19 protein-coding genes are annotated in these 20,245 nt (G+C 72.8%); 2 read left to right on the top strand and 17 right to left on the bottom strand.

What is annotated here, in order from left to right; translation table 11 throughout:
* Positions 1-94: 94 nt before the first annotated feature.
* The 3 genes from F7P10_RS20420 to F7P10_RS20410 all read right to left on the bottom strand — a co-directional run bounded on the left by F7P10_RS20420 (position 95) and on the right by F7P10_RS20410 (position 1,997).
* The gene (locus tag F7P10_RS20420) at positions 95-250 is read right to left on the bottom strand and encodes a hypothetical protein (protein ID WP_176611585.1); all 156 of its coding nucleotides are present in this window, start codon (positions 248-250) and stop codon (positions 95-97) included.
* A 79-nt stretch (positions 251-329) separates the two neighbouring features.
* A complete protein-coding gene (locus tag F7P10_RS20415) occupies positions 330-1,244 on the bottom strand; it encodes a hypothetical protein (RefSeq protein WP_151011145.1) in 915 nt (304 codons plus the stop codon).
* 231 nt (positions 1,245-1,475) lie between these two features.
* A complete protein-coding gene (locus F7P10_RS20410; protein ID WP_151011142.1) occupies positions 1,476-1,997 on the bottom strand; it encodes a hypothetical protein in 522 nt (173 codons plus the stop codon).
* 35 nt (positions 1,998-2,032) lie between these two features.
* Here F7P10_RS20410 and F7P10_RS20405 point away from each other — a divergent pair, with 35 nt between their 5' ends.
* Positions 2,033-2,371, top strand: coding sequence for a hypothetical protein (locus tag F7P10_RS20405; RefSeq protein ID WP_151011140.1), 339 nt, complete (start codon positions 2,033-2,035; stop codon positions 2,369-2,371).
* A gap of 12 nt (positions 2,372-2,383) precedes the next feature.
* Here F7P10_RS20405 and F7P10_RS20400 read toward each other — a convergent pair whose 3' ends face one another.
* The 10 genes from F7P10_RS20400 to F7P10_RS20355 all read right to left on the bottom strand — a co-directional run bounded on the left by F7P10_RS20400 (position 2,384) and on the right by F7P10_RS20355 (position 13,957).
* Complete coding sequence (locus tag F7P10_RS20400; protein WP_151011137.1) at positions 2,384-3,658, bottom strand: hypothetical protein; 1,275 nt, start codon at positions 3,656-3,658, stop codon at positions 2,384-2,386.
* On the bottom strand, positions 3,658-4,917 hold the full coding sequence (locus F7P10_RS20395; RefSeq protein WP_176611584.1) for an ATP-grasp domain-containing protein: 1,260 nt from the start codon (positions 4,915-4,917) through the stop codon (positions 3,658-3,660). Before F7P10_RS20395 ends, F7P10_RS20400 begins: the two co-directional genes overlap by 1 nt.
* 32 nt (positions 4,918-4,949) lie before the next feature.
* Positions 4,950-6,194 (bottom strand): MFS transporter, encoded by a 1,245-nt coding sequence (locus F7P10_RS20390; protein ID WP_151011132.1) that lies wholly within the window; start codon positions 6,192-6,194, stop codon positions 4,950-4,952.
* Positions 6,191-7,459, bottom strand: coding sequence for an ATP-grasp domain-containing protein (locus F7P10_RS20385; protein WP_151011129.1), 1,269 nt, complete (start codon positions 7,457-7,459; stop codon positions 6,191-6,193). Before F7P10_RS20385 ends, F7P10_RS20390 begins: the two co-directional genes overlap by 4 nt.
* Positions 7,456-8,553, bottom strand: a complete 1,098-nt coding sequence (locus F7P10_RS20380) for an amidinotransferase (RefSeq protein WP_151011126.1) — start codon at positions 8,551-8,553, stop codon at positions 7,456-7,458. The genes F7P10_RS20385 and F7P10_RS20380 overlap by 4 nt, the downstream gene beginning before the upstream one ends.
* Positions 8,546-9,958, bottom strand: a complete 1,413-nt coding sequence (locus F7P10_RS20375) for an iron-containing redox enzyme family protein (RefSeq protein ID WP_151011123.1) — start codon at positions 9,956-9,958, stop codon at positions 8,546-8,548. The genes F7P10_RS20380 and F7P10_RS20375 overlap by 8 nt, the downstream gene beginning before the upstream one ends.
* Entirely contained in the window at positions 9,955-11,016 is a 1,062-nt protein-coding gene (locus tag F7P10_RS20370; RefSeq protein ID WP_176611583.1) for a 50S ribosomal protein L11 methyltransferase, read from the bottom strand. Before F7P10_RS20370 ends, F7P10_RS20375 begins: the two co-directional genes overlap by 4 nt.
* A gap of 77 nt (positions 11,017-11,093) precedes the next feature.
* Complete coding sequence (locus F7P10_RS42525; protein WP_176611582.1) at positions 11,094-11,441, bottom strand: Rieske 2Fe-2S domain-containing protein; 348 nt, start codon at positions 11,439-11,441, stop codon at positions 11,094-11,096.
* Between the two features lie 126 nt (positions 11,442-11,567).
* Entirely contained in the window at positions 11,568-13,007 is a 1,440-nt protein-coding gene (locus tag F7P10_RS20360) for an iron-containing redox enzyme family protein (protein WP_151011117.1), read from the bottom strand.
* Between the two features lie 617 nt (positions 13,008-13,624).
* The gene (locus tag F7P10_RS20355; RefSeq protein ID WP_151011114.1) at positions 13,625-13,957 is read right to left on the bottom strand and encodes an amidohydrolase family protein; all 333 of its coding nucleotides are present in this window, start codon (positions 13,955-13,957) and stop codon (positions 13,625-13,627) included.
* 8 nt (positions 13,958-13,965) lie between these two features.
* Here F7P10_RS20355 and F7P10_RS20350 point away from each other — a divergent pair, with 8 nt between their 5' ends.
* Positions 13,966-14,235: a hypothetical protein gene (locus tag F7P10_RS20350; protein WP_151011111.1), complete on the top strand. Its 270-nt coding sequence runs from the start codon at positions 13,966-13,968 to the stop codon at positions 14,233-14,235.
* Here the strand turns inward: F7P10_RS20350 and cydC are convergent.
* From cydC to F7P10_RS20335, 4 genes are read right to left on the bottom strand one after another with little or no spacing between them, the layout of a single operon-like run.
* Positions 14,222-15,970, bottom strand: a complete 1,749-nt coding sequence (gene cydC, locus F7P10_RS42520; RefSeq protein ID WP_176611581.1) for a thiol reductant ABC exporter subunit CydC — start codon at positions 15,968-15,970, stop codon at positions 14,222-14,224. The two genes, F7P10_RS20350 and cydC, sit on opposite strands and share 14 nt — an antisense overlap.
* On the bottom strand, positions 15,967-17,622 hold the full coding sequence (gene cydD / locus F7P10_RS42515) for a thiol reductant ABC exporter subunit CydD (RefSeq protein ID WP_176611580.1): 1,656 nt from the start codon (positions 17,620-17,622) through the stop codon (positions 15,967-15,969). The genes cydC and cydD overlap by 4 nt, the downstream gene beginning before the upstream one ends.
* Positions 17,619-18,665 carry a cytochrome d ubiquinol oxidase subunit II gene (cydB, locus tag F7P10_RS20340; protein ID WP_151011108.1) on the bottom strand — a complete coding sequence of 349 codons (1,047 nt, stop codon included), beginning with the start codon at positions 18,663-18,665 and terminating at the stop codon, positions 17,619-17,621. The genes cydD and cydB overlap by 4 nt, the downstream gene beginning before the upstream one ends.
* A gap of 13 nt (positions 18,666-18,678) precedes the next feature.
* The gene (locus tag F7P10_RS20335) at positions 18,679-20,097 is read right to left on the bottom strand and encodes a cytochrome ubiquinol oxidase subunit I (RefSeq protein WP_151011105.1); all 1,419 of its coding nucleotides are present in this window, start codon (positions 20,095-20,097) and stop codon (positions 18,679-18,681) included.
* Between the last annotated feature and the right edge of the window lie 148 nt (positions 20,098-20,245).

The raw sequence follows: 20,245 nt of genomic DNA, 5'->3' as shown, positions 1-20,245 counted from the left end.
ACCCCTCGTTGACAGCACGCCTGCTCTGCCCAGGGAGCGGTCCATCGGGTGGTGCGGCGGCACATCGCCGAACACTGGACGAGGGCCGCCGATCTCAGCGACTTCTCGCGTAGCCGACTGCGTCACTCACCGCCCCCAGGACGAAGCCCAGGGCGGCGCCCATGAGGCCGGTGCCGATCGCGCTGTCGCCGGGTTCGTAGCTGTTTCCCAGGAAGCCCCACGTCGCGCCCAGCGCTGAGAAGGAGAGCATTCCGATCAGCCAGCGGAGACCCACTGTCATGGGGAGCCTCCGGCGATGGTCCCGTGCGGTCGAATGTCGCTCGTCGCGCCTATGGCACGAACGGGAGATAGGTCGGGATGTAGGTCTTCCACCTGTCGAAGTATGACGGGGACGGGCTCGGCGTGGACGAGCCCGGCGTGGACGAGCTCGGGGTGGACGGGGTGGACGGGTTCGGCTTCGGCCGGCCCGGGGTGGGCGAGGCGGGCCGTTCCGAGGCGGAGGGGGATGGGGACGGGGACGGTCCGGGGCGGGGCTGGTGGTCCGCCACCGGAGGCTCGCCGGCCCTACTGCCCGGCTCGGTCGACCCGGACTTCGTGGGAGGCGGCGGCGTCTGGGAGGTCGGCGGGACGGCGACGTTCTCGGCGGCGGTCGTGGGGCGCTGCGCCGGGGAGGTGCCGGGGGTGACGAGCGCGATCAGCCCGACCGCGATCGCGCCGGTCACCGCGCCCAGGAGCCAGGCCATGACGAGGAGCCGCCGTTTCGTCCACCTCCGGGCGGGGGGCCTGGGGGCTTCGGGAGCGTGGTCTTCCGGGGCGGGTGTGCCGTCGAGGAGGGTGTCGTCTGGGCCGGGGGCCAGGGCGGTGTCCGCCGGGGCTGGGGTGTTCTCCGGGACGGGTGCTTGCTGGGCGTCGGGTGAGAGTGCGAGCCATGCCCGGGTCCACCGGTCCGCCTCGTCGGCGATCTGGTCCTGGGTGTGCGAGCCGTCGGCGCGCATGCACGCGGTGACGAAGGCGACGACGAAGGAGAGGCGGGGCGGGTTGGGCAGCCGCTTGCCGGCGAGGTTGTCGGAGAGCGTGCTCACCGGCAGCAGGTCGGTGGGGGGTTCGCCTGATTCGGGGTCGGTTCCGGCGAGCGTGTTCAGGGTGCGCAGCGAGGGCTGACCGGCCCAGACGCGAAGCTGCCGGAGTGCTTCGAGGAACTCCTCCGGCGTGGTCGCCGACTCTGGATTAGGTCGAGTCTGCATCTATTCTCCCGAACTGTTCCTGTTCTAGGGAAACGTCCGTGGTGCACAGTCATGCTAGGGCCTTCCGGGCACAGATGTACGTCAGTGTTCATTGGAAGATGCGTCTAATGACGGTGTGCGGATCGCGCTCCGGACACCGCCGGACGGGCCTCGGGGGTTGCCGGACACCACGCCGCACGCGGCGGCCCCCACCCATCAGCCGCCTGTCGTCGACCTCGTGACCGAGGACAGCTACCGGCGTGCGGCGCCGTAGAGGCAGCCGCCGAGGAGGACGACGCCGGAGAGCGTGCCGCTGACGAACGGGATCCAGTCGAGGTGCGACAGCGCGGCCATGACCATGCCGGTCGCGCCGAGTGCGGTGAGCAGGACGCCCGGGACCGCGATGGCGGCCCGCTTCCAGACCGGCGCGAGCGCGACGAAGTGCAGGCCGACGACGAGGGCGATCCAGGCGACGTTGCACTCCTGCGGGACGTCCAGCGCCCGGAGCACGGCGATGCCGCCGAAGATCAGCGCGAACTCGGTGATCGCGATGAGGGCGAACTTCGGGCCGAACCATCCCGGACGTTCGGCGGGCGCGGGTTCCGCGCGGCGGTTCGCGCGGAACCCGGTCACGATGACCGCGATCAGGCAGAGGATCGCCGCGACGCGCAGTGCGATCCCGGCGGCTCCGGGTACGGGCTCGCCCGAGTTCGCGAGGACGAACGCGGTGCCGAAACCGGCGCCGATCTGCAAACCGAGCACCTGTGGGGACATTGGATGATCTTACGTACACCGGGATCATCGGGCTCATGGGAAGTTGGGTGTACGTGCGCGGCTGGCTGGACTTCTACGGCCAGGAGAACGAGGCCCGGCGCATGCTCGCGGACGTCCCGGGGTGGGCGTTCCCCGAGGGCGGCTGGGCTCGCGCGGCCTGCTACGGACGGGCCGTCCGCGCGGGGCACCTGGACGAGCTGCTCGACCGGGTGCGGGCCGTCGCCGCGCTGCCCGCGGTCGACGCGGACGGTGATCGGGTGTGCGGGTTCTTCATCGCCTTCCACGAGGAGGACGGCCAGTTCGAGTGGCAGGTGCGGGACGGGGAGGTGTTCGTGAGCCGGGCGCCGGCGAGGTTCGACTACCTGTGGCGGTGACTCCGGGACGGTTCAGTGGTGGAGGACCGAGGTCACGCGGGCGCCGGTGGTGCCGAGGTTGACGACGGAGCCGCCGCTGTCCGGGACGGCCCGGCAGAACGCGCCGCCGTAGCCGTCCGGGAACGCGAAGACGCCCCAGACGGCGGACCAGTCGGTGCTCTCGCCGGTGCCGGGGTCCAGGACGGGTTCGCGGTCCGGGACGATGCGGCGCTGCGCGATGTACGGCTCGCGGAGGCATTCGGTCACGGTTTCGGCCCATTCGCGGTCGGTGTGGTCCCAGCCCGCGCGGATGCCCCGGCCGGACAGGCCCGCGATCGGTTTGAGGATGACGGTCTCCCGTTCGGCGCGGACGCGGTCGGCGAGGTCGGGGGTGAGGGCGCGGGTCCAGGGCAGGACGCGGTCGACGAGGGCGCGGTCGTCCGGGGGCAGGTCGCATCCGGAGAGCATCGCGAGGCAGCTCTTGTAGGCGAACATGCCGTTGCTCACGGGCGTCCACAGGACGACGCGGCCGTCCTCGTGGGCGCGTTGCACGGTTCCGGCGGGACGCTCGTTGCGTGCGTCGCGCGCGATCTGGTTCGCGCTGTAGTAGCGGAGCACGAGGTCGACGGGCTTGCCGTGGAGGTGCAGGCGGCCGTCGCGGGTCTGCACCTGGTCGACCTCGCCGTAGACGAGGTCGATGCCCTGGCGCCGCATCGCGTCCTGGAACGAGCGGTGCAGCGCCTCGTACGCACCGATCCCGTCGACGCCCTCGAGCGTCGCGACGACCGGGGCGTCCTTGCCGGTGGCCCGGACGAACTGGCGTGCGATGGCCGCGGGGGTGTCGACGTGCGTGAGGCCGTGGTCGTCGGCGAACGCGCGGAACGGTTCGGTCGCGAGGAGGGCGGGGTTGATCTCGCTGACGTCGACGCCGCCGAGTTCGCTGCCGACGTTGAACTCCATCAGCCGGAAGTCCGATCCCTCCCGGTAGAGGTCGGCGCGCCCGTAGAGGATGGGTTCGCCGGAGAAGCGGGTCATGATGTCGATGCGCCGTTCGTCCATGCCGAGCGCGGCGCAGAACGCGCGGACGTCCCCGCCGAACAGGCGGTCCGGCAGGGACGTGAGCAGGCGGAACAGTCCGGCGAGGTCGCCGGCGGCGCGGCGGGCGGCGGTCTCGTCGCAGAACATCGGGCGGGGCAGCAGGTACTTGCCCCAGGCTTCGGCGAACGCCTCCGGGAGGTCGGCGGACGCCATGACGTCGCGCAGCGCGGGATCGGCGGCGCACGCGTCGAGGTACTTGGCGGTGACCATCAGGCGTCGGCCTCGACGTCGAGGTCGCGTTCGATGGCGCGGATGGCCTCCCGGTCGGCGTAGATCTGCTCGGAGTCCTCGTGCGCGAGGATGATGTAGCCCATCGTCATGCTGGCGAACAGGTCGGTGCTGGCGTCGACGTGGTCGCCGGTCCGGACGAGGTGGACGGGCGAGTGGTAGCTCGGCAGCTCGCGGGCCGCGTCGTAGATCTCGGCGTTGCGGACGATCCCGGAGGAGTGCGACATCAGGAACACGGCCATGACGTTGCGGCGGAGGGTGTAGCCGGGCGGCAGCTTGGGGCCGAGGCCGCGGCACACGTCGACGATGCGGGTGACCTGGCTCTCGCCGGTGGCGATCTCGGTGACGGCGGGGTTGCCGGCGCCCGCGAGGCGCGCGTTGACCTCGAGCAGGCGCGGCCCGTCCGGGGTCATCATGACCTCGGTGTGCGCGGCCCAGTTCCGCAGCCCGACGGCGTCGAGCGCGCCGAGCCCGTAGTCGATCAGCTCGCCGTACGCGGCGGTGTCGTAGGGGAGCCATTCGACGGAGTCGTACACCGCGATGCCCTCGCCGTAGGGCACCCGGCGGTACTTGATGATGTCGGTGATGGAGTGCCGCCCGTCGTGGCTGACGGTGTCGATGGCGTACTCGACGCCGGTGAGCTGCTCCTGGACGAGGACCTCCTCGGCCACGACGTCGAGCTTGTCGCGGCTGCCGAGCATCGCCTCGAACCGGTCGCGCCAGCCCTCGCCGCCGGGCGCGCGGCTCACCCCGATGGTGCCGGCGCTGGTCGGCGGCTTGATCACCAGGTCGCGTCCGGCGAGCCCCTCCCGGTCGATCCAGGCGGCGACCTCGGACGGGTCGGTGGTGCAGATCTGCGCGGGGACGGGCAGCCCGGCGGCGGCGAGGGCCTGGTGCATGAGGTACTTGTGCCGCCGGGCGTCCACGAGGTCGGGGTCGTTGGAGAACTCGGGGGCGAGCGCGTCGGACAGGGCCTGCGCCTCCTGCAGCGCGGCCTCGACGCCGGGGACGACCGCGATCGGCTTCAGCGCGCCGAGCCGGGCGATGGTCTCGCCGATGTCGCCGTGGTGGTTGATGACGGCGTCGTACTCGGCGGGGTCGTGCGAGGAGTGCAGCGGGCCGAGGGACGGGCCCGCGTAGTCCATGACGGCGACCGGGCTGAAGCCCGCGTCGCGCAGCGCGGGGGCGACCATCGCCGCCGAGGTGAAGGGGCGGACGATCGCGACGACCGGCTTGTCCATGGGGTTCCACCTTCGTTCGGTTGTTCTGTCGGTCATTCGGCGGCCTTGGCCAGGGCGGGTTCCTCGGCGGCGGGGTCGCCGCGCCCGCCGCGGGCGCCGGCCGCGACGCACGCGGCGGCGGCGAGCCCGCAGGCGCCGGTGAGCACCCACACCCCGGCGCCCCAGGCCTGCCAGGCGGCGACGCCGATGATCGGGCCGAGGGCGTAGCCGGCCTGCTGCGGGACGGTCGCGGCGGCGATGTAGCGGGCGCGCAGCGCGGGCGGGGCGATGAGGCCGGGGTAGGCCATCATCGACGGTGCCGCGATGACCTCCCCGAACGTCCACACGACGGTCGCGAGCACGAGCATCGCGATGGGCGTCGGCCCGGCGTAGACGAGGTGGCCGATGCCGAGGACGGCCATCCCGATCGTCATCGGCAGCCCGATGGGGAGCCGCTGCGTCCACTTCGACAGCAGCACCTCGAAGATGATCACGATGGCGCCGTTGACGGTGAGCAGCAGCGCGTACACCTGCTCGGGGTGCCCGTTGCCGGTCACGTACAGCGGCAGCGCGGCCGTTCCCTGGATGTAGGCGATCGCGGTCAGGAAGAGGCCGAGGACGACCAGCATGAACCGGCGGTCGGCGGCGACCTGCCGGTATCCGGCGCGCTCGCCCGCGGCGCCGTCGCCGCCGTCCGGTTCGGGATCGCCCTTCAGCACGAGGTACGCGACGATCCCGAATGCGAGGGACGTGGCCGCGTCGACGTAGAACAGGGCGTCGTAGGACGCGTACGCCAGCAGCAGCGCGGCGCCGAGGGGCCCGAGCGTCGCGCCGACGTTGAACGTCAGCCGCATCACCGCGAAGACCATGACGTGCCGGTTCTCCGGCGTCAGCTCGACGACCCACGCCATCGCAGCCGGACGGTACGCCTGCGCGGTCAGCCCCGCGCCCGCGGCGACCAGGGCGCCCACCCACATGTTCGGGATGTGCACGAGACCGGCGGTCAGCACGGCGGTCCCGGCCATCGACCCGATGATGACGGCGCGGTAGCCGAACCGGTCGGCGGCGGCTCCGCCGACCGCGGACCCGGAGATCCGGCCGACCATCAGCGCCGTCAGCACGACGCCGGCCTCCCAGGCGGAGAAGCCGCGGTCCGTCAGGTACAGCACCAGGAACGCGTTGAGGAACGCGGCGAGGTTGCTGATCAGGTTGCCGAGGACGAGGATCCGGACCGTCCCGTTCATCTGCCGCAGCGTGGCGATGATCGTCGGCGGCGCGGGCTTCCCGGGCGTGCTCACGGCGTCTGCTCCAGCGGGGTTCCGGTGAAGGTGAAGAACCGGTCGGCGTCGGTCACGGCGGCGCCGGTCTCCGCGAGCGTGCCGCCGACGGCGATGACGAAGCCGCTGCGGGCCAGGCCGTACGGCGGCAGCCGCAGCCGCATGCCGGGCTCGACCGCCACCCGGATCTCCCGGATCGGCGGACGGGCGAGGTCCTCGCGCGCGGTCGCCGACGTGATCTCCATGTCGTGCGCCGGGTACCCGAACCGGACGGACGCGGCGCGCGGCGGCTCGGTGAACACGACGGTCGGCGCGCGGCCCGCGACCACGTCGGCCGCCGCGAGGGGTGCGTCCACGCCGGAGGTGAGCCGCCCCAGGTACGGGATCATGCCGCCGCCGAGGCGGACGTTGATCTCGATGACCTGCGGCCCGTCGGGGGTGAGCTTGAACTCGATGTGCGTGTACCCGTCGGTGAACCCGACCGCCTCGTGCGCCCGGCGCAGCGCGTCCCGCATGTCCGGGTCGTGCAGCAGCGGGTCGGCGGCGTCGACGTCGTGGCCGATCTCCTCGAACGCCATCCGGCCCTCCCCGAGGACCTTCCGGGCGACGATCAGCGGCGTGCACGTCCCCCGGTGCAGGACGCACTCGATCGCGACCTCCGGCCCGTCGAGGAACTCCTCGACGAGCACGTAGTCGTCGAACTGGCGGATGCCGCCCATCCGGACGCCGTCGGTGAGCGCGAACGCCGCGTCCAGTTCGTCCGGTCCGGTGACCTTGCGGACGCCCATGCTGCCGCCGAGGTTGCGGGGCTTGAGGATGACGGGGTAGCCGACGCGGTCGGCGAACGCGCGGGCGTCGTCCAGGGTGGAGACGGCGAGCGACGCGGGCTGCGGCAGCCCCGCCGCCCGCAGCGCCGCGCGGGTCGCGTACTTGTCGCGGCACCGGGCGACGGCGTCCGGGTCCAGGACGGGGAAGCCGAGCGCGGCGGACAGGTGCGCGGACGTCTCGATGTAGACCTCGTCGTAGCAGAAGACGCCCGCGATGTCGTGCTCGCGGGCCACCTCGCCCGCCGCCGCCGTGAGCTTGTCGAGGTCGAGGCAGTCGACGACGGTGTGCCCGGCGATGTAGGGGTCCTCCCAGGTGGGCGGGGTCGGGTTCAGCAGCCACAGCCGGTACCGGGCCGACACCGACTCCAGGATGTAGGCCCGGTACACCGAGTAGCTGCTCGCGATCAGGAGCAGGAGCGGGCGCTCCCCGCCGTCGCGTGTCATGGGTTCCTCGCTCACTGGAAGTAGTCCTCGAGGGTGCCGCGGCGGCGGACGTCCAGGGTGGCGCAGTGGAAGCCGCCGCCGAAGGTGTTGACCGTGCGGAACGGCACGGGGATGGGGGTGAAGCCCTCCTTCTCGAGGAGGCGCAGCAGTTCGGTCTCCTGGGCTTCGACGAAGATGCGGTCCTGGTCGAGCATGAGCGTGTTCATGGCTATCCAGCGGCTGCAGAAGTACATCGTCTGGTCGGCGGGGATGGCGGGTTCGGGGCAGACGACGACGTCCCAGTCCGCGAACATCTCCGGGAGTTCGGGGACGCGCTCGGGGTTGATGAGGACGCGGCCGGGGCGCAGCGGGACGAACGTGGCGTTCAGGTGCATCGGGTGGTCGTCGAGGAACGCGACCTCGTGGACGCGGAACTCGTCGCCGAGGAGGCGGCGGACCCACTCGATGCCGAAGGCGTTCGTGACGTGGCTGCGCTGCACGAGGATGTCGCGGCCGAACCGCATGAAGTCGCCGGCGTCCACGATGGGCTCGAACTCGGTGAGCACCGACGTCTCCGGCGGGAACGGGTTCGCCGGGTCGGGCGACGCGGGCTTCGCGGCGGCGTAGCCGGGGTTGTAGGACGCGTCGGTGAGCTGGGGTTTCGGGGCGGCGACCCAGCGGGCGCCGCGCCGGAAGTAGTCCTTGAAGATCGTCCGGAAGGGGTGGGTGGCGAAGTAGTACGACCGCCAGCCCATGGTGGCCTCGACGATCTGGTTCCCGGCGACGAGCGCGATGTCGCGGGGGAAGGTGTGCGAGGAGCCGCCGGTGGACGACCAGTCTGCGGTGCCGAACGAGGACGACTGGTCGACGGGGTCGGGGCGCCGGACGGTGACGCCCTCGCCCTCGAGGATCGCGGCGAACCCGTCGAGTTCGGCGCGGGCGGCGTCCACCTGGTCCTGCGGGAACCCGCCGCCGCCGTTGCGCCGGTAGAAGTCGAACGCCTCGGGCGGGACGGTCGCCTCGATCGCGGGGTGCCAGGGCGGGACGGCGGCGCCGTCGACGACGCCGACGATGACCTCTTCGAGGGGGTCCCACTCGTTGAACGAGGAGACGGGCGACGAGTCAGGCATCGTGGGTCCTTTCGGCGGTTTCGACGGTCCGGGTGGCCACGCGGGCGCGCGGGGACGCGGCCTTGAGGCCGTGCAGGCGGTGCGCGGGGACGTGCAGGACGTCGCCCTTCTCGAGCAGGTGCGGCCGGTCGGTGGCCCACGCGTGCACGTGGACGGCGCCGTCCTCGACCTCGACGAGCAGGTCGGCGTCGTGGACGCCGGTGGTGAACGGGTCGTCCGGGCGCAGGGTGGTGACGGACGCGTCGTCGCGGGCGTCCGTGCGGGTTCCGGTGTGCGCGGCGAGGTCGTCGGCCCACGCGATCTGGGCGCGGAAGTCCTCGTCGCCGAGGCGGAGGAGGAGCTTGGTGTCCTCGATGCCGCGCACGAGTTCGGGGATGACGATCTCGCCGTGCGCGCGCGCGAGGCCGAGCAGCAGGTTCTCGTAGGTCATGCGCCCGTGGTGGACATCGATGTGGGCGTGCTCGTCGCAGTACTTGGCGTCCACGCGGTCGCCGTAGACGGCGCGGAGCATCACGCCGGTGTCGGCGAACCCCTGGGCGAACAGCCACTCCAGGTAGGTCACCGCCGCCATGTAGCGGAACATCCCGCGATGGTCCTCGGTGAGCCAGTTGAAGTAGTTGACGCCGATGAGGGAGCTGGTGAGGTAGAAGTTCCAGTACGCGTGCAGGTCGGTGCGGAGCCCGACGCTGGCGAGCATCTCCTTGAAGATCGTGCTGTGCTTGGCGCCGTAGACGCCGTACCCGAACTCGTCGTTGAAGATCTTGAAGAGTTCGGACTGCTCGGTGCCGTAGGACCCGCCGAGGTTGCGGGCCATCGCGGACGCCTCGGTCAGCGCGTCCAGCGCGAGCTGGATCAGGTGCAGGCCGGCGGCCTCCTCGGGATGCCGGCACTCGGTGATCGCCCGCATGGTGCCGCCGACCGGGGCGGCGGGGTCGACGGCGGGGTTCACGCCGGACGCGTCGGCGGGCGCGCCCGCGCCCCCGACCTCCGCGAGGAAGTACTCCTGCAGGTCGTCCAGGGTCCGGACGGGCGGGGCCGGGACGGCGTCGTCGAGGAAGGAGAACGCGTAGCGCTCCAGGCCGGGCCGGACGGTGTCGCGGAGCCGCCGGATCTCGTCGCCGTAGAAGAGGTCGAAGTCGTCCTTGGCGGTGGCGAGCCCGGCCGCCGGGAGCAGGATCATGTCGCTCTCGTAGGCGTTGCACAGGATCCGCCCCGCGGCGAGCTGGCCAGGCCCGAGGAACTCCGCGAGCGTGGCGGGGACGGCGAAGCCGCTCGCGGGACCGACCGGGCCGATCGGCCGCCGGTACGGGTTGCCGGTGATGTAGACGTCCGGTCCGGGCCGGAAGATCGGCTGCGCGCAGTACGCGGCGAGGGCCGGTGACTGCGCCGTCTCGATGATCGTCATGCGGTCTCCTCGGCGTCGGCGGCGACCTCGAAGCGGATGTGCAGCCCGTCGTGCAGCGCGGTGACGGCGACGGGGTCGCCGGGCTGCACGAGCGGCGGGGCGGGCAGGCACTGGATCGCCTGCTTCCAGTGCGACGCGACGCCGGGCGCGTTGGTGAGGGTGAGGCCGGGCAGCAGGTCCATCTCGAACCAGAACGCGACGGCGTGCAGCCGCCCGGCGGCGGTGGGCCGGACGCGCAGGTCGGCGCGCCGCGGGGACGCGTCGGCGGTGCGGAAGTCGAAGTCGAACACCGGGATCGGGTCGGACAGCGCGCGGTGCTCGTGCCGGTGCAGCCGGGAGTCGAAGTACTCGAGGGTCGACAGCCGGTTGAACGGCGCGAGGTCGAATCCGTGCAGCTTGCCGACGTGGTTCTTGCGGTGCAGCGGCACGCTCTCGACGAGCTGCGCGTAGACGCGCGCGGCGCACGGCATGATCGTCGCGTCCGGGGCGAGCAGGTGCTCGCGGGCGTGCGCGACGGTGCCGAGGATGCCCTCGCCGAGCAGGCCGCAGTCGACGATCTCGGTGACGAGCAGGTCGGCGCGGCGCGGCAGGTCGCCGGGGACGGTCATCCGGGTGGACATCTTCGGGACGACCGTGACCGTGTCGTCGTACCCGGCGGTGCGGACGACCTCGACGGCGGTCGCGGCGACGGACGGCTGGCCCTCGCAGGCGACGACGCCGCGCGCCCCCGCGCGGGCGGCCATCATGGCGAGCAGCCCGGAGCCGGCGCCGATGTCGAGGACGAGCCCGTCCGGGTTCGCGCCGACGGCCCGCCGGATCGCGAGGTCGTACAGCTCGGCGCGCTCCTCGTCGTGCAGCATCTCCCAGTGCCAGCGCGGCACGGCGTGCCGGACGGCCCGGTCGAGGCCGAGCCGCGCGTCCTGGTTGTGCCGGTCGACACCGAGGATGAGCCGGTAGGCGCGGGCGGCGTCCTCGTAGCGGCCCTGGTCGTGGAGGTCCCGCCCCCAGGCGAGGAACTCAGCGATGTCGGTCGGGGCGGCGTCCTGGGCGAGGGTCACGGCCGGGCCTCCCGGGCTCGGGGTCGACGGAACGGACGGTGCGGGCGGTGCGGGCGGCGAGGACGGGGCGGGCGGGGTCAGCATGCGGGCCCGGTCTCCGCGGGGAGGTTCGCGAGGACCTCCTTGCGCAGGACGGACACGGGCTCGGTCCCGTCGGGCAGCAGGACGACGGCCTCGTCGCCGCTGCGCACCATCGGCAGGCAGCCGCGGCGGACCGCGGACACGCCGACCTTGGTGCCGTGCCACGGGCAGCTGAGGCGCCGCCCGTCCGGCGTGGGGCGGGCGAGGGAGAGCGGGCCCCCGCGGTGCGGGCAGTGGTCCCGGACGAGCAGCGGCGGGCCGCCCGCGTGCAGGACGAAGTACCGGTCGTGGCCGACGTAGACGGTGTTGTGCCTGCTCAGGTCAATGACGATGACACGTGCCATCGGGTCCTCTTCTGGTGTTCGGTGCGCACGAGGGCAGGCGGGGGCGGGGGGCGGGGCCGTCCGTCCGCCCGGGCGCGGGTGGGAACGAGGGGGCGCGCCCTCAGGCGCGCGCGGGAGCGTGGCGGGTCATCCGTCCTGTTCGGCGGGCCGGTCGGCGGTGGCGGTGGCGGGTCGGGAGTCGGGGGCTTCGAGGGAGGGGGAGACGGGGTGGACGAGGCAGGTGGCCTCGGGCGTCACGGCCCGCAGGCCGTGCAGGCGCCCGGCGGGGACGAGGAGCACGTCGCCGCGCGCGAGGCGTTCGGGCGGTCCGGTGGGGGTGGCGACGAGGTCGGCTTCCCCGGCGGCCATCTCCAGGACGACGTCGGTGTCGCGGGTGCGGGTGGTGAAGGGGGCGTCCGGGGACAGGACGATCCGGTCCGGTTCGGCCCCGCGTCCGGTGCGGGCGTTCGAGGCGAGGTCGCGGTACCGGGCCAGGTCGTCCGACCAGCGGATCTGCGCGGCGGTGTCCTCCTCGAACCAGCCGCCGACGAGCCGGGCCTCGGCGACGCCGCGCAGCAGCTCGGGGACGACGCGGGGGCCGTGCCGGTCGGCGAGGGCGAGCAGCACCTGGTCGCGGGTGATGCGGCCGTGGTGCTCGTCGATGTGCGCGTGCTCGTCGCAGTAGTGCAGGTCGACCGTGTCGCCGAAGATCCCGCGGAACACTTTGACCATTTCCACGAAGCCGGGTGCGAAAACTGCTTCGGCATAGGTCACCGCACCCGCGTAACGGAAGAATTTCGCGTGGTCGCGGGACAGATAGTAGTAATAGTTGTTCGTGGCGAGCGGTCCGGCCAGATAGAAGTTCCAGTACGCGTGCACATGGGTCGCCATGGCACGGCTGCGCAGCAACTTGGCGAAGATCGTGGTGTGCTTCGCGTCGTGGACGCCGTACCCGAATTCGTCGATGAAGATCTTGAACAGGGCGGACTGCTCGGGGCCGTAGGCGCCGCCGAGGTTGCGCGACATCGCGGACGCCTCGGTGAGGCCGTCCAGGGCGAGCTGCACCACGTAGAGGTCGGCGGCGGTCCGCCGGTCGCGGGCGGCCTCGACCGCGGCGAGCGCGGGGGACGGGCCGGTCGCGGCCTCGGCGACGACGTGCCGGAAGTAGCTCTCCAGGACGTCGGTGGTGCCGGCGCCGCTGACGTCGACGGCGTCCGCGAGGCAGTCGAACGCGAAACGTTCCAGCTCGGAGACGGAATTCTCCCGGAGCGCGCGCAGGTCCGCGCCGTAGAAGAGGTCGAAGTCGCCGTGCAGCGGGGCGAGGCCCTGTTCGGGGAGCAGGACGGTCTCGGCCTCGTAGAACGTGCCGAGCAGCCGGTGCGCGGCGAGGGCGCGGTGCGCGGACGGGGCGCCGGCGGTGAGCGGCCGGGTGAAGTCGGACGCGGCGAGGGCGTCCGGGGCGAGGGCCCGGCGGTAGGGGTTGGGAGCGTGCAGGACCTGGGCGTCGCCGCGGAACAGCGGGCCGCGCGCGAACGCGAGCAGCCGCTCTCCCAGGGATGCGCCGATCCGGACTTCGGCAGGAGTCACCTGAGATTGCAGAGTCATTTAGTTGTACCGTTCACCTGACTACGCGTGGATTGGTATCGCGAAAGGTGTGCGCGGCCGATTGTGTCGGCCGATATGCATGAAACGGCTCTTCGTTCGCGTGGGCGCGAACCATTGGGAGCACCTATAAGATCATCGCCCTGGTCCCCTCACCTCGTTGTGAAAGCCCCATTCCATCGATCGGCCGGAACGTTAACAGCGGGCGTCAGTGCTCATCAATGAACGGAGGGTGACCGGCCGCGCGCGCTGGCCGCGGTCGGCCGCGCCCTTGACGGCCCGGAACGTTCCGGGGGGCGGCGGCGCGGGCGGTGCGGGCGGTGCGGCGCGCCGCACCGCGGCCGGGACGGAACCGGGGCTGACCTCGACGGCCGATGATCAAGCGGGCGGTCCGGCGCGGCCGGACGGACGGGCGCCGCGTGCGGCCCGCGGGGGCGTGCGCGGCCGCACGCGGCCGTCCCGCCGGGGTGTCGGTCGGCCGGATCGGTGGCCGGATGCGGCCACTGTCCGGTGCATTCGCCCGTCCCCGGCCGCCCCCTCGCTCCTTCGGGCCGGATTACGGCCCGACCATAACTCGGGACCCTTTTCCCACCTGGTGAGAATCAGGCGGCGTGCACCGGCTCGCCCGCCAGGTACGTCCCCCGCACGGTGAGGCCCTCGATCTCCTCCGGCGGCGTCCGCAGCGGGTCGCCGGACAGGACGGCGAGGTCCGCGTACTTGCCGGGCGCGAGGGAGCCCGCGATGCCGTCGGCGCCCAGCTGCCACGCGGCGTCGATCGTCTGGGCGCGGAGCGCCTGCGCGACGGAGACGCGCTCGGCGGCGCCGAACGCGCGCCCGCGCCGCGACAGCCGGGTGGCGGCGACGCCGTCGCGACCATGCGGGAGACGCGGCCGCCCCCGCCTCCCCCTGAGCGCCCGCCCCGGCCGCGCATACACTCGCGGGCATGGAACTCGCTGACGCCGCGCGCATGATCCTCTCCGAGTCGGCCCCGCATCCGGAGCTGCTGCGCCTCGCCCGGCACTCGCACGAGGAGCTGTCCCACGGCCGGACGGTGCCGCACGAGATGCTCAGCGAGATGCTGCGGGAGGCGGCGCGCAAGGACGTCTACCGTGCCCTGCGCGCGCGCTACGGCGTGCCCGCGTTCGACGCGATGGTCGTGACCCTGGGCCGAGAGATCGACCGGACGGCACCGGTCCCGGTCAGGGCACGGTGATCGCCGGGGTCGCGCGCTCGCGATCCCACATCTCCCGGTAGATGCCCGGACGGGTGGCGAGTTCGGCGTGCGTGCCCCGATCGGCGACCCGGCCCCGGTCGAGCACCACGATCTCGTCCACCGCGTCGAGTCCCGCGAGCCGGTGGGTGACGAGGAGCGTCGTCCGTCCCCGCGTGGCGTCCAGCAGGTCGGCGGTCAGCGCGTCGGCCGTCTCGGTGTCGAGGTGCTCGGCGGGCTCGTCCAGCAGCAGCACCGGGAAGCCCGCGAGGAGCGCGCGGGCCAGGGCGATCCGCTGCCGCTGCCCGCCCGACACCTGCGCGCCGTGCTCCCCCACCCGCGTGTCCAGCCCGGACGGCAGCGACTCCACCCAGTCGAGCAGCCGGGCGCCGCGCAGCGCGTCGCGGATCTCCGCCTCGCTCGCCGAACGGCGCGCCAGCCGGAGGTTCTCGCCGATCGTCGAGTCGAACAGGTGCGCGTCCTGCGCGCACAGCCCGACGACGGTCCGCAGGTCGTCCCCCGCGAGGTCGCGGACGTCCGTGCCGTTCAGCGTCACGCGCCCGCCCGCGGGCTCGAGGAACCGCAGCAGCACCGACGCGAGCGTCGTCTTCCCCGACCCGCTCGGCCCGACGACGGCGACGCGGCGTCCGGGCGCCAGGTCGAGCGACACCCCGTCGAGTGCCAGGGGACCGTCGGGCGTCCAGCGCGCGCGCAGGTCGGTGACCCGGACCTTGTGGGGTGCCTCCGGGAGCCGCGCGGGCGCGTCCGGTTCCCGCACGGGGTCGGGGCCGTCCAGGACGGCGAACACCCGCGCCGCCGACGCCCGCACCCGCTCGAGGTACTGCGCGGCCAGCGGCAGCCCGTTGACCACCTCGAACGCGGCGAGCGGCAGCATCACCACGACCGCGAGCAGCACCCCGTCCAGCGCCCCCGACCGCACCGCCGGGACGCCGGTCGCGAGTCCGCCCCACACGGCCAGCCCGCCCGCGAGCGCCGACAGCGCCGCGCCCAGCCCGGCCGTCGCCGCCGACCGGGCCGTCGCGCGGGTGAATTCCCGGTCGATCCGGGTGGCCTCCGCGAGCCGCGCGGGCGCCGCGCCGTAGGCGATCAGCTCGGGCGCGCCGTGCAGCGTGTCGACGACGTGCGACGCCAGCTCGCCGCGCAGGTCCGCCGTCCGGCGCTCGGCGCGCCGCGCGACCGCCGCCGACAGCCACGGCGCCGCGACCCCGGCCGCCAGCAGCGTCGCCAGCAGCACCGCCCCGGCGGCGGGCAGCAGCGCCCACGCGACCCCGACCGACGCGCCGCCGACGACCGCCGCGACCGCGCACGGCAGCAGCGTCCGCAGGTAGAGGTCCTGGACGGCGTCGACGTCGTCGACGAGCCGGGCGAGCAGGTCGCCGCCGCGGAACCCGGGCAGCCCCGCCGGTGCGAGCCGCTCCAGCCGCTCGTACACGCGGGCCCGCAGATCGGCGAGGATCCGGAACGTCGCGTCGTGCCCGACGAGCCGTTCGACGTACCGGAACACGCCGCGCCCGATCCCGAACGCCCGGACCGCCACGATCGCGACCATCAGCATCAGGACGGGCGGATGCTGCGCGGCCCGCGAGATCAGCCACGCCGACGCCCCCATCAGCGCGACTCCGCTGCCGAGCGCGAGCACCCCGAACACGAGGGCGACCGCCAGCCGCCCCCGGACGGGACGGGTGAGCTTCACCAACCGCCACACCGGCCCGTTCACGCGGCCACCTCCGCCGGTTCGACGCGGACGGTCCGGTCGGCGAGGGCGGCGAGGGCCGGGCGGTGCGCGACGAGGACGACGGTGCGGCCGGCCGCGAGCCGGCGGACGGCGTCGACGACGGACGCCTCGCTCGCGGCGTCGAGGCCCGCGGTCGGTTCGTCCAGCAGGAGCAGCGGCGCGTCCCGCAGGAACGCGCGGGCCAGCGCGACCCGCTGCCGCTGCCCGGCCGACAGCCCGGCGCCGCGCTCGCCGATCGGGGTGTCGAGGCCGCGGGGGAGGTCGTCGGCGAACTCGAGGACGTTCGCGGCGCGCGCGGCGGCGCGCACCCGGTCGTCCGGGGCGCCGGGGTCGCCGAGGCGGATGTTCGCGGCGATCGTCCCGGCGAACAGGTACGGGCGCTGCGGCACCCACGCGATGTTCCGGCGCCACGCGTCCGGGTCGAGGTCGGCGAGGTCCGCCCAGTCGGCCAGCACCCGCCCCGAGTCGGTCCGCACGAACCCGAGCAGGACGTTCAGCAGGGTCGACTTCCCGGCGCCGCTCGGGCCGGCGAGCGCGACGATCTCCCCCGGATGGACGGTGAGCGCGAAGCCGTCGAGGGCGGGCGCGTCGCGTCCGGGGTAGGCGACGGTGACGCCGTCGAGGCGGATCGTCGCGCGCCGCACGTCGGGGACGTCCGTGCCCGTCCCGGCGGCCGGGAGCGGCGTCTCGAGCACCTCGAAGATCCGCCCGGCGGCGGTGAGGCCCTCGACGCTCGCGTGGTACTGCGCCCCGACCTGCCGCAGCGGGAAGTACGCCTCCGGGGCGAGGATCAGGATCAGCAGCGCCGTCTCGAACGCCATCCCGCCCTCGACGAGCCGCAGCCCGATCGACACGGCGACGAGCGCGACGGACAGCGTCGACAGCAGCTCCAGCACCATCGCCGACACGAACGCGATCCGCAGCGTCGACATCGTCGCGCGGCGGTACCGGCCGGTGACCTCGCGGATCCCGCGGGCCTGCGCCTTCGCGCGGCCGAACACCTTGAGCGTGGGCAGTCCCGCGACGACGTCCAGGAAGTGCGCTGCGAGGAGCGAGAGGGTCCGCCACTGCCGGTTCATCTTCCACTGGGTCGCGAGGCCGACCAGGATCGCGAAGACGGGGATCAGCGGCACGGTCACCGCGATGATCACGGCGGAGAGCCAGTCGCCGAGCAGGATCCGCGCCCCGACCGCCAGCGGGACGGTTACGGCGAGGACGAGCTGCGGCAGGTAGCGGGCGAAGTACCCGTCGAGGGCGTCCACGCCGCGCGTCGCGAGCGTGGCGAGCTCGCCGCTGCGCTCGCCCGACAGCCAGCGCGGGCCGAGCCGCGTCGCGTGCTCCAGCAGCCGGCTCCGCAGCTGCGACTTCACGGCGGCGGCCGACCGGTGCGCCGCGACCTCCTGGAGCCACGCGACGGCCGCGCGGCCCGCGACGACGGCGAGGAGCAGCAGCATCGGCGTGCGCAGGCCGGCCAGGTCGGCGTCGCCGAGGAACGTCCGGGCGATCATGTCGGCGAGGAGCGTGGCCTGCGCGATGACGAGCCCGGCGGTCGCGGTCCCGAGGACGGCCGACACGACGAGGAACGCCCGCGTGGTGCGCGCGTGCCGCAGCAGGCGCGGGTCGAGCGGCTTCATTCGACCGGGGCCTTCCGCTGCGCGGGCGCCTTCTTCCCGGCCTGCTTCGCCGCCGGGATCTGCGCGGTGCCGATCCGCTTGCGGAACACCCAGTACGTCCAGCCCTGGTAGATCATCACGATCGGGGTGAACACCAGCGCCACCCACGTCATGATCTCCAGCGTGTAGCCGCTGGACGCGGCGTTCTCGGTGGTCAGGCCGTTCGCGGCGGTGAGCGTGGACGGCATCACGTCGGGGAACAGTGAGCCGAACAGCGTCACGAAGGTCAGCACGACGGCCGTCCCGGTCCCGATGAACGCCCAGCCTTCGCGGCCGCGCGCGTTCGCGGCGGCGGCCCCGGCGAGCCCGGCGAGCGCCCCCGCGACCGCGAGCCACGTCCACGTCTTGCCGTACTGCACCTGCGTGACCAGCAGGAACGACCCGGCGACGACGGCGGCGGCGACCGCCGCGACGCGGGCGACGCGGCGGGCGTGCGTCCGGACGGTCCCGGTCGTCTTGAGCGCGACGAACACCGCCCCGTGCAGGACGAACAGCGTCAGCGTCGTCAGCCCGCCGAGCAGCGCGTACGGGTTCAGCAGGTCGAGGAGGGTGCCGGCGTACTCGTGGTCGGCGTCGAGCGGGACGCCCCGGACGATGTTCGCGAACGCGACGCCCCACAGGAACGCGGGGACGACGCTGCCCCAGAAGATCGCGCGGTCCCAGCGAGCGCGCCACGGCGCGTCCTCCCGCTTGCCCCGGTACTCGAACGCGACGCCGCGCACGATCAGCGCGAGCAGGATGAGCAGGAGCGGCAGGTAGAACCCGCTGAACAGGGTCGCGTACCACTCGGGGAACGCGGCGAACATCGACGCGCCCGCCACGATGAACCACACCTCGTTGCCGTCCCAGACCGGGCCGATCGTGTTGATCACGACCCGGCGGCGGACGTCGTCGCGGCCCAGCACCGGCAGCAGCATGCCGACGCCGAAGTCGAAGCCCTCCAGGAAGAAGTAGCCGATCCACAGGAACGCGATGATCAGGAACCAGGCGGTCGTCAGTTCCATGCCGGCAGACCTTTCAGTAGGCGAACGCGAGAGCGCGTTCGTCGTCGTGGTCGTCGTGGTCGTCGTCCTCGGACGCCGGCGCCACCTCGTCCTCGGTGGGCGGGCCGGCCTTGGCGTACTTGGCGAGCAGCTTGACCTCGATGACGAACAGGACGGCGTACAGCGCGGTCAGCGCGACGACGGAGATCAGCATCGAGCCGGCGGACACGCCGGGCGACACGCTCTGCGACGTCTGCATGAGCCCGTAGACCGACCACGGCTGGCGTCCCATCTCGGTGAACACCCACCCGGCCGAGCTGGCGACGAAGGGCAGCGTCAGCGACAGCATCGCGATCCGCCACGTCCACGGGTTGCCGGGGAGGCGGCCGCGGCGGGTCAGCCACAGGCCGAGCAGCGAGAGCCCGGCGGTGGCCATCCCGATGTAGACCATCATCCGGAACGTCCAGTACGTGACCGGGACGTTCGGCGTGTAGTCGCCCGCGCCGTGCTCGGCCTCGGCCGCCGCCTGGAGGTTCTCCATCCCCGCGACCTCGCCGTCGAAGCTGCCGGTGGCCAGGAACGACAGCACCCCGGGCAGCTCGAACCCGACGATCTCGTCCGTCCCGTCGAACGTCCGCACGCTGAACGCGGAGAACGGCGCGCCGGTCCGCGTCTCGTGCAGCCCTTCGGCCGCCGCCATCTTCATCGGCTGGTGCTCGGTGACGGCCTTGCCCAGCATGTCGCCGCTGATCGCGACGGCGATCGACGCGACGGCGGTGACGACCAGCGCCATCCGCAGCGACGGCCGGAACACCTCGACGTTCTTGCGCCGCATCAGGTGCCACGCGCTGACCCCGGCGACGAACATGCCGGCGGTGACGAACGACGCCGCGATCGTGTGCGGGAACGCCGTCAGGTGCATCGGGTTCGTCAGGACGGCCCAGAAGTCGGTGAGCTCGGCGCGCCCGGACGCCTCGTCGATGCGGTAGCCGACGGGGTTCTGCATCCACGAGTTCGCGGCGAGGATGAAGAACGCGGACAGGATCGTCCCGAACGACACCATCCAGATGCAGGCCAGGTGGATCTTCTTCGGCAGCCGGTCCCAGCCGAAGATCCACAGGCCGAGGAACGTCGACTCGAAGAAGAACGCGAGCAGCCCCTCGATCGCGAGGGGCGCACCGAAGACGTCCCCGACGAACCGGGAGTAGGCGGACCAGTTCATCCCGAACTGGAACTCCTGCACGATCCCCGTCACGATCCCCATCGCGAAGTTGATCAGGAAGAGCTTGCCCCAGAACTTCGTCGCCCGCAGGTACTCGGTCTTGCCGGTCCGCACCCACGCCGTCTGCATCCCGGCGACGAGCGCGACGAGCCCGATGGACAGCGGGACGAACAGGAAGTGGTAGACGGTCGTGATCCCGAACTGCCAGCGTGCGATGTCAACCGTGTCCATGGCCACCCTGCTTCCGGCCGAACGTCCCCATTGCGCGGGCCTCCCGGCTATCTACTACAAGCTGTAGTACTACGTCCTGTGAGACATATTACGAGCTGTAGTACTACCCGTCGTCGTTATCCGCCTCACGTTCGCCCGCAGACCGCAT

Origin of the sequence: Actinomadura sp. WMMB 499, from assembly GCF_008824145.1 — a bacterium.
Lineage (GTDB): Bacteria > Actinomycetota > Actinomycetes > Streptosporangiales > Streptosporangiaceae > Spirillospora.
Note: the sequence above shows the minus strand (reverse complement) of the source record. Positions and strands in the feature narration are given on the sequence as shown.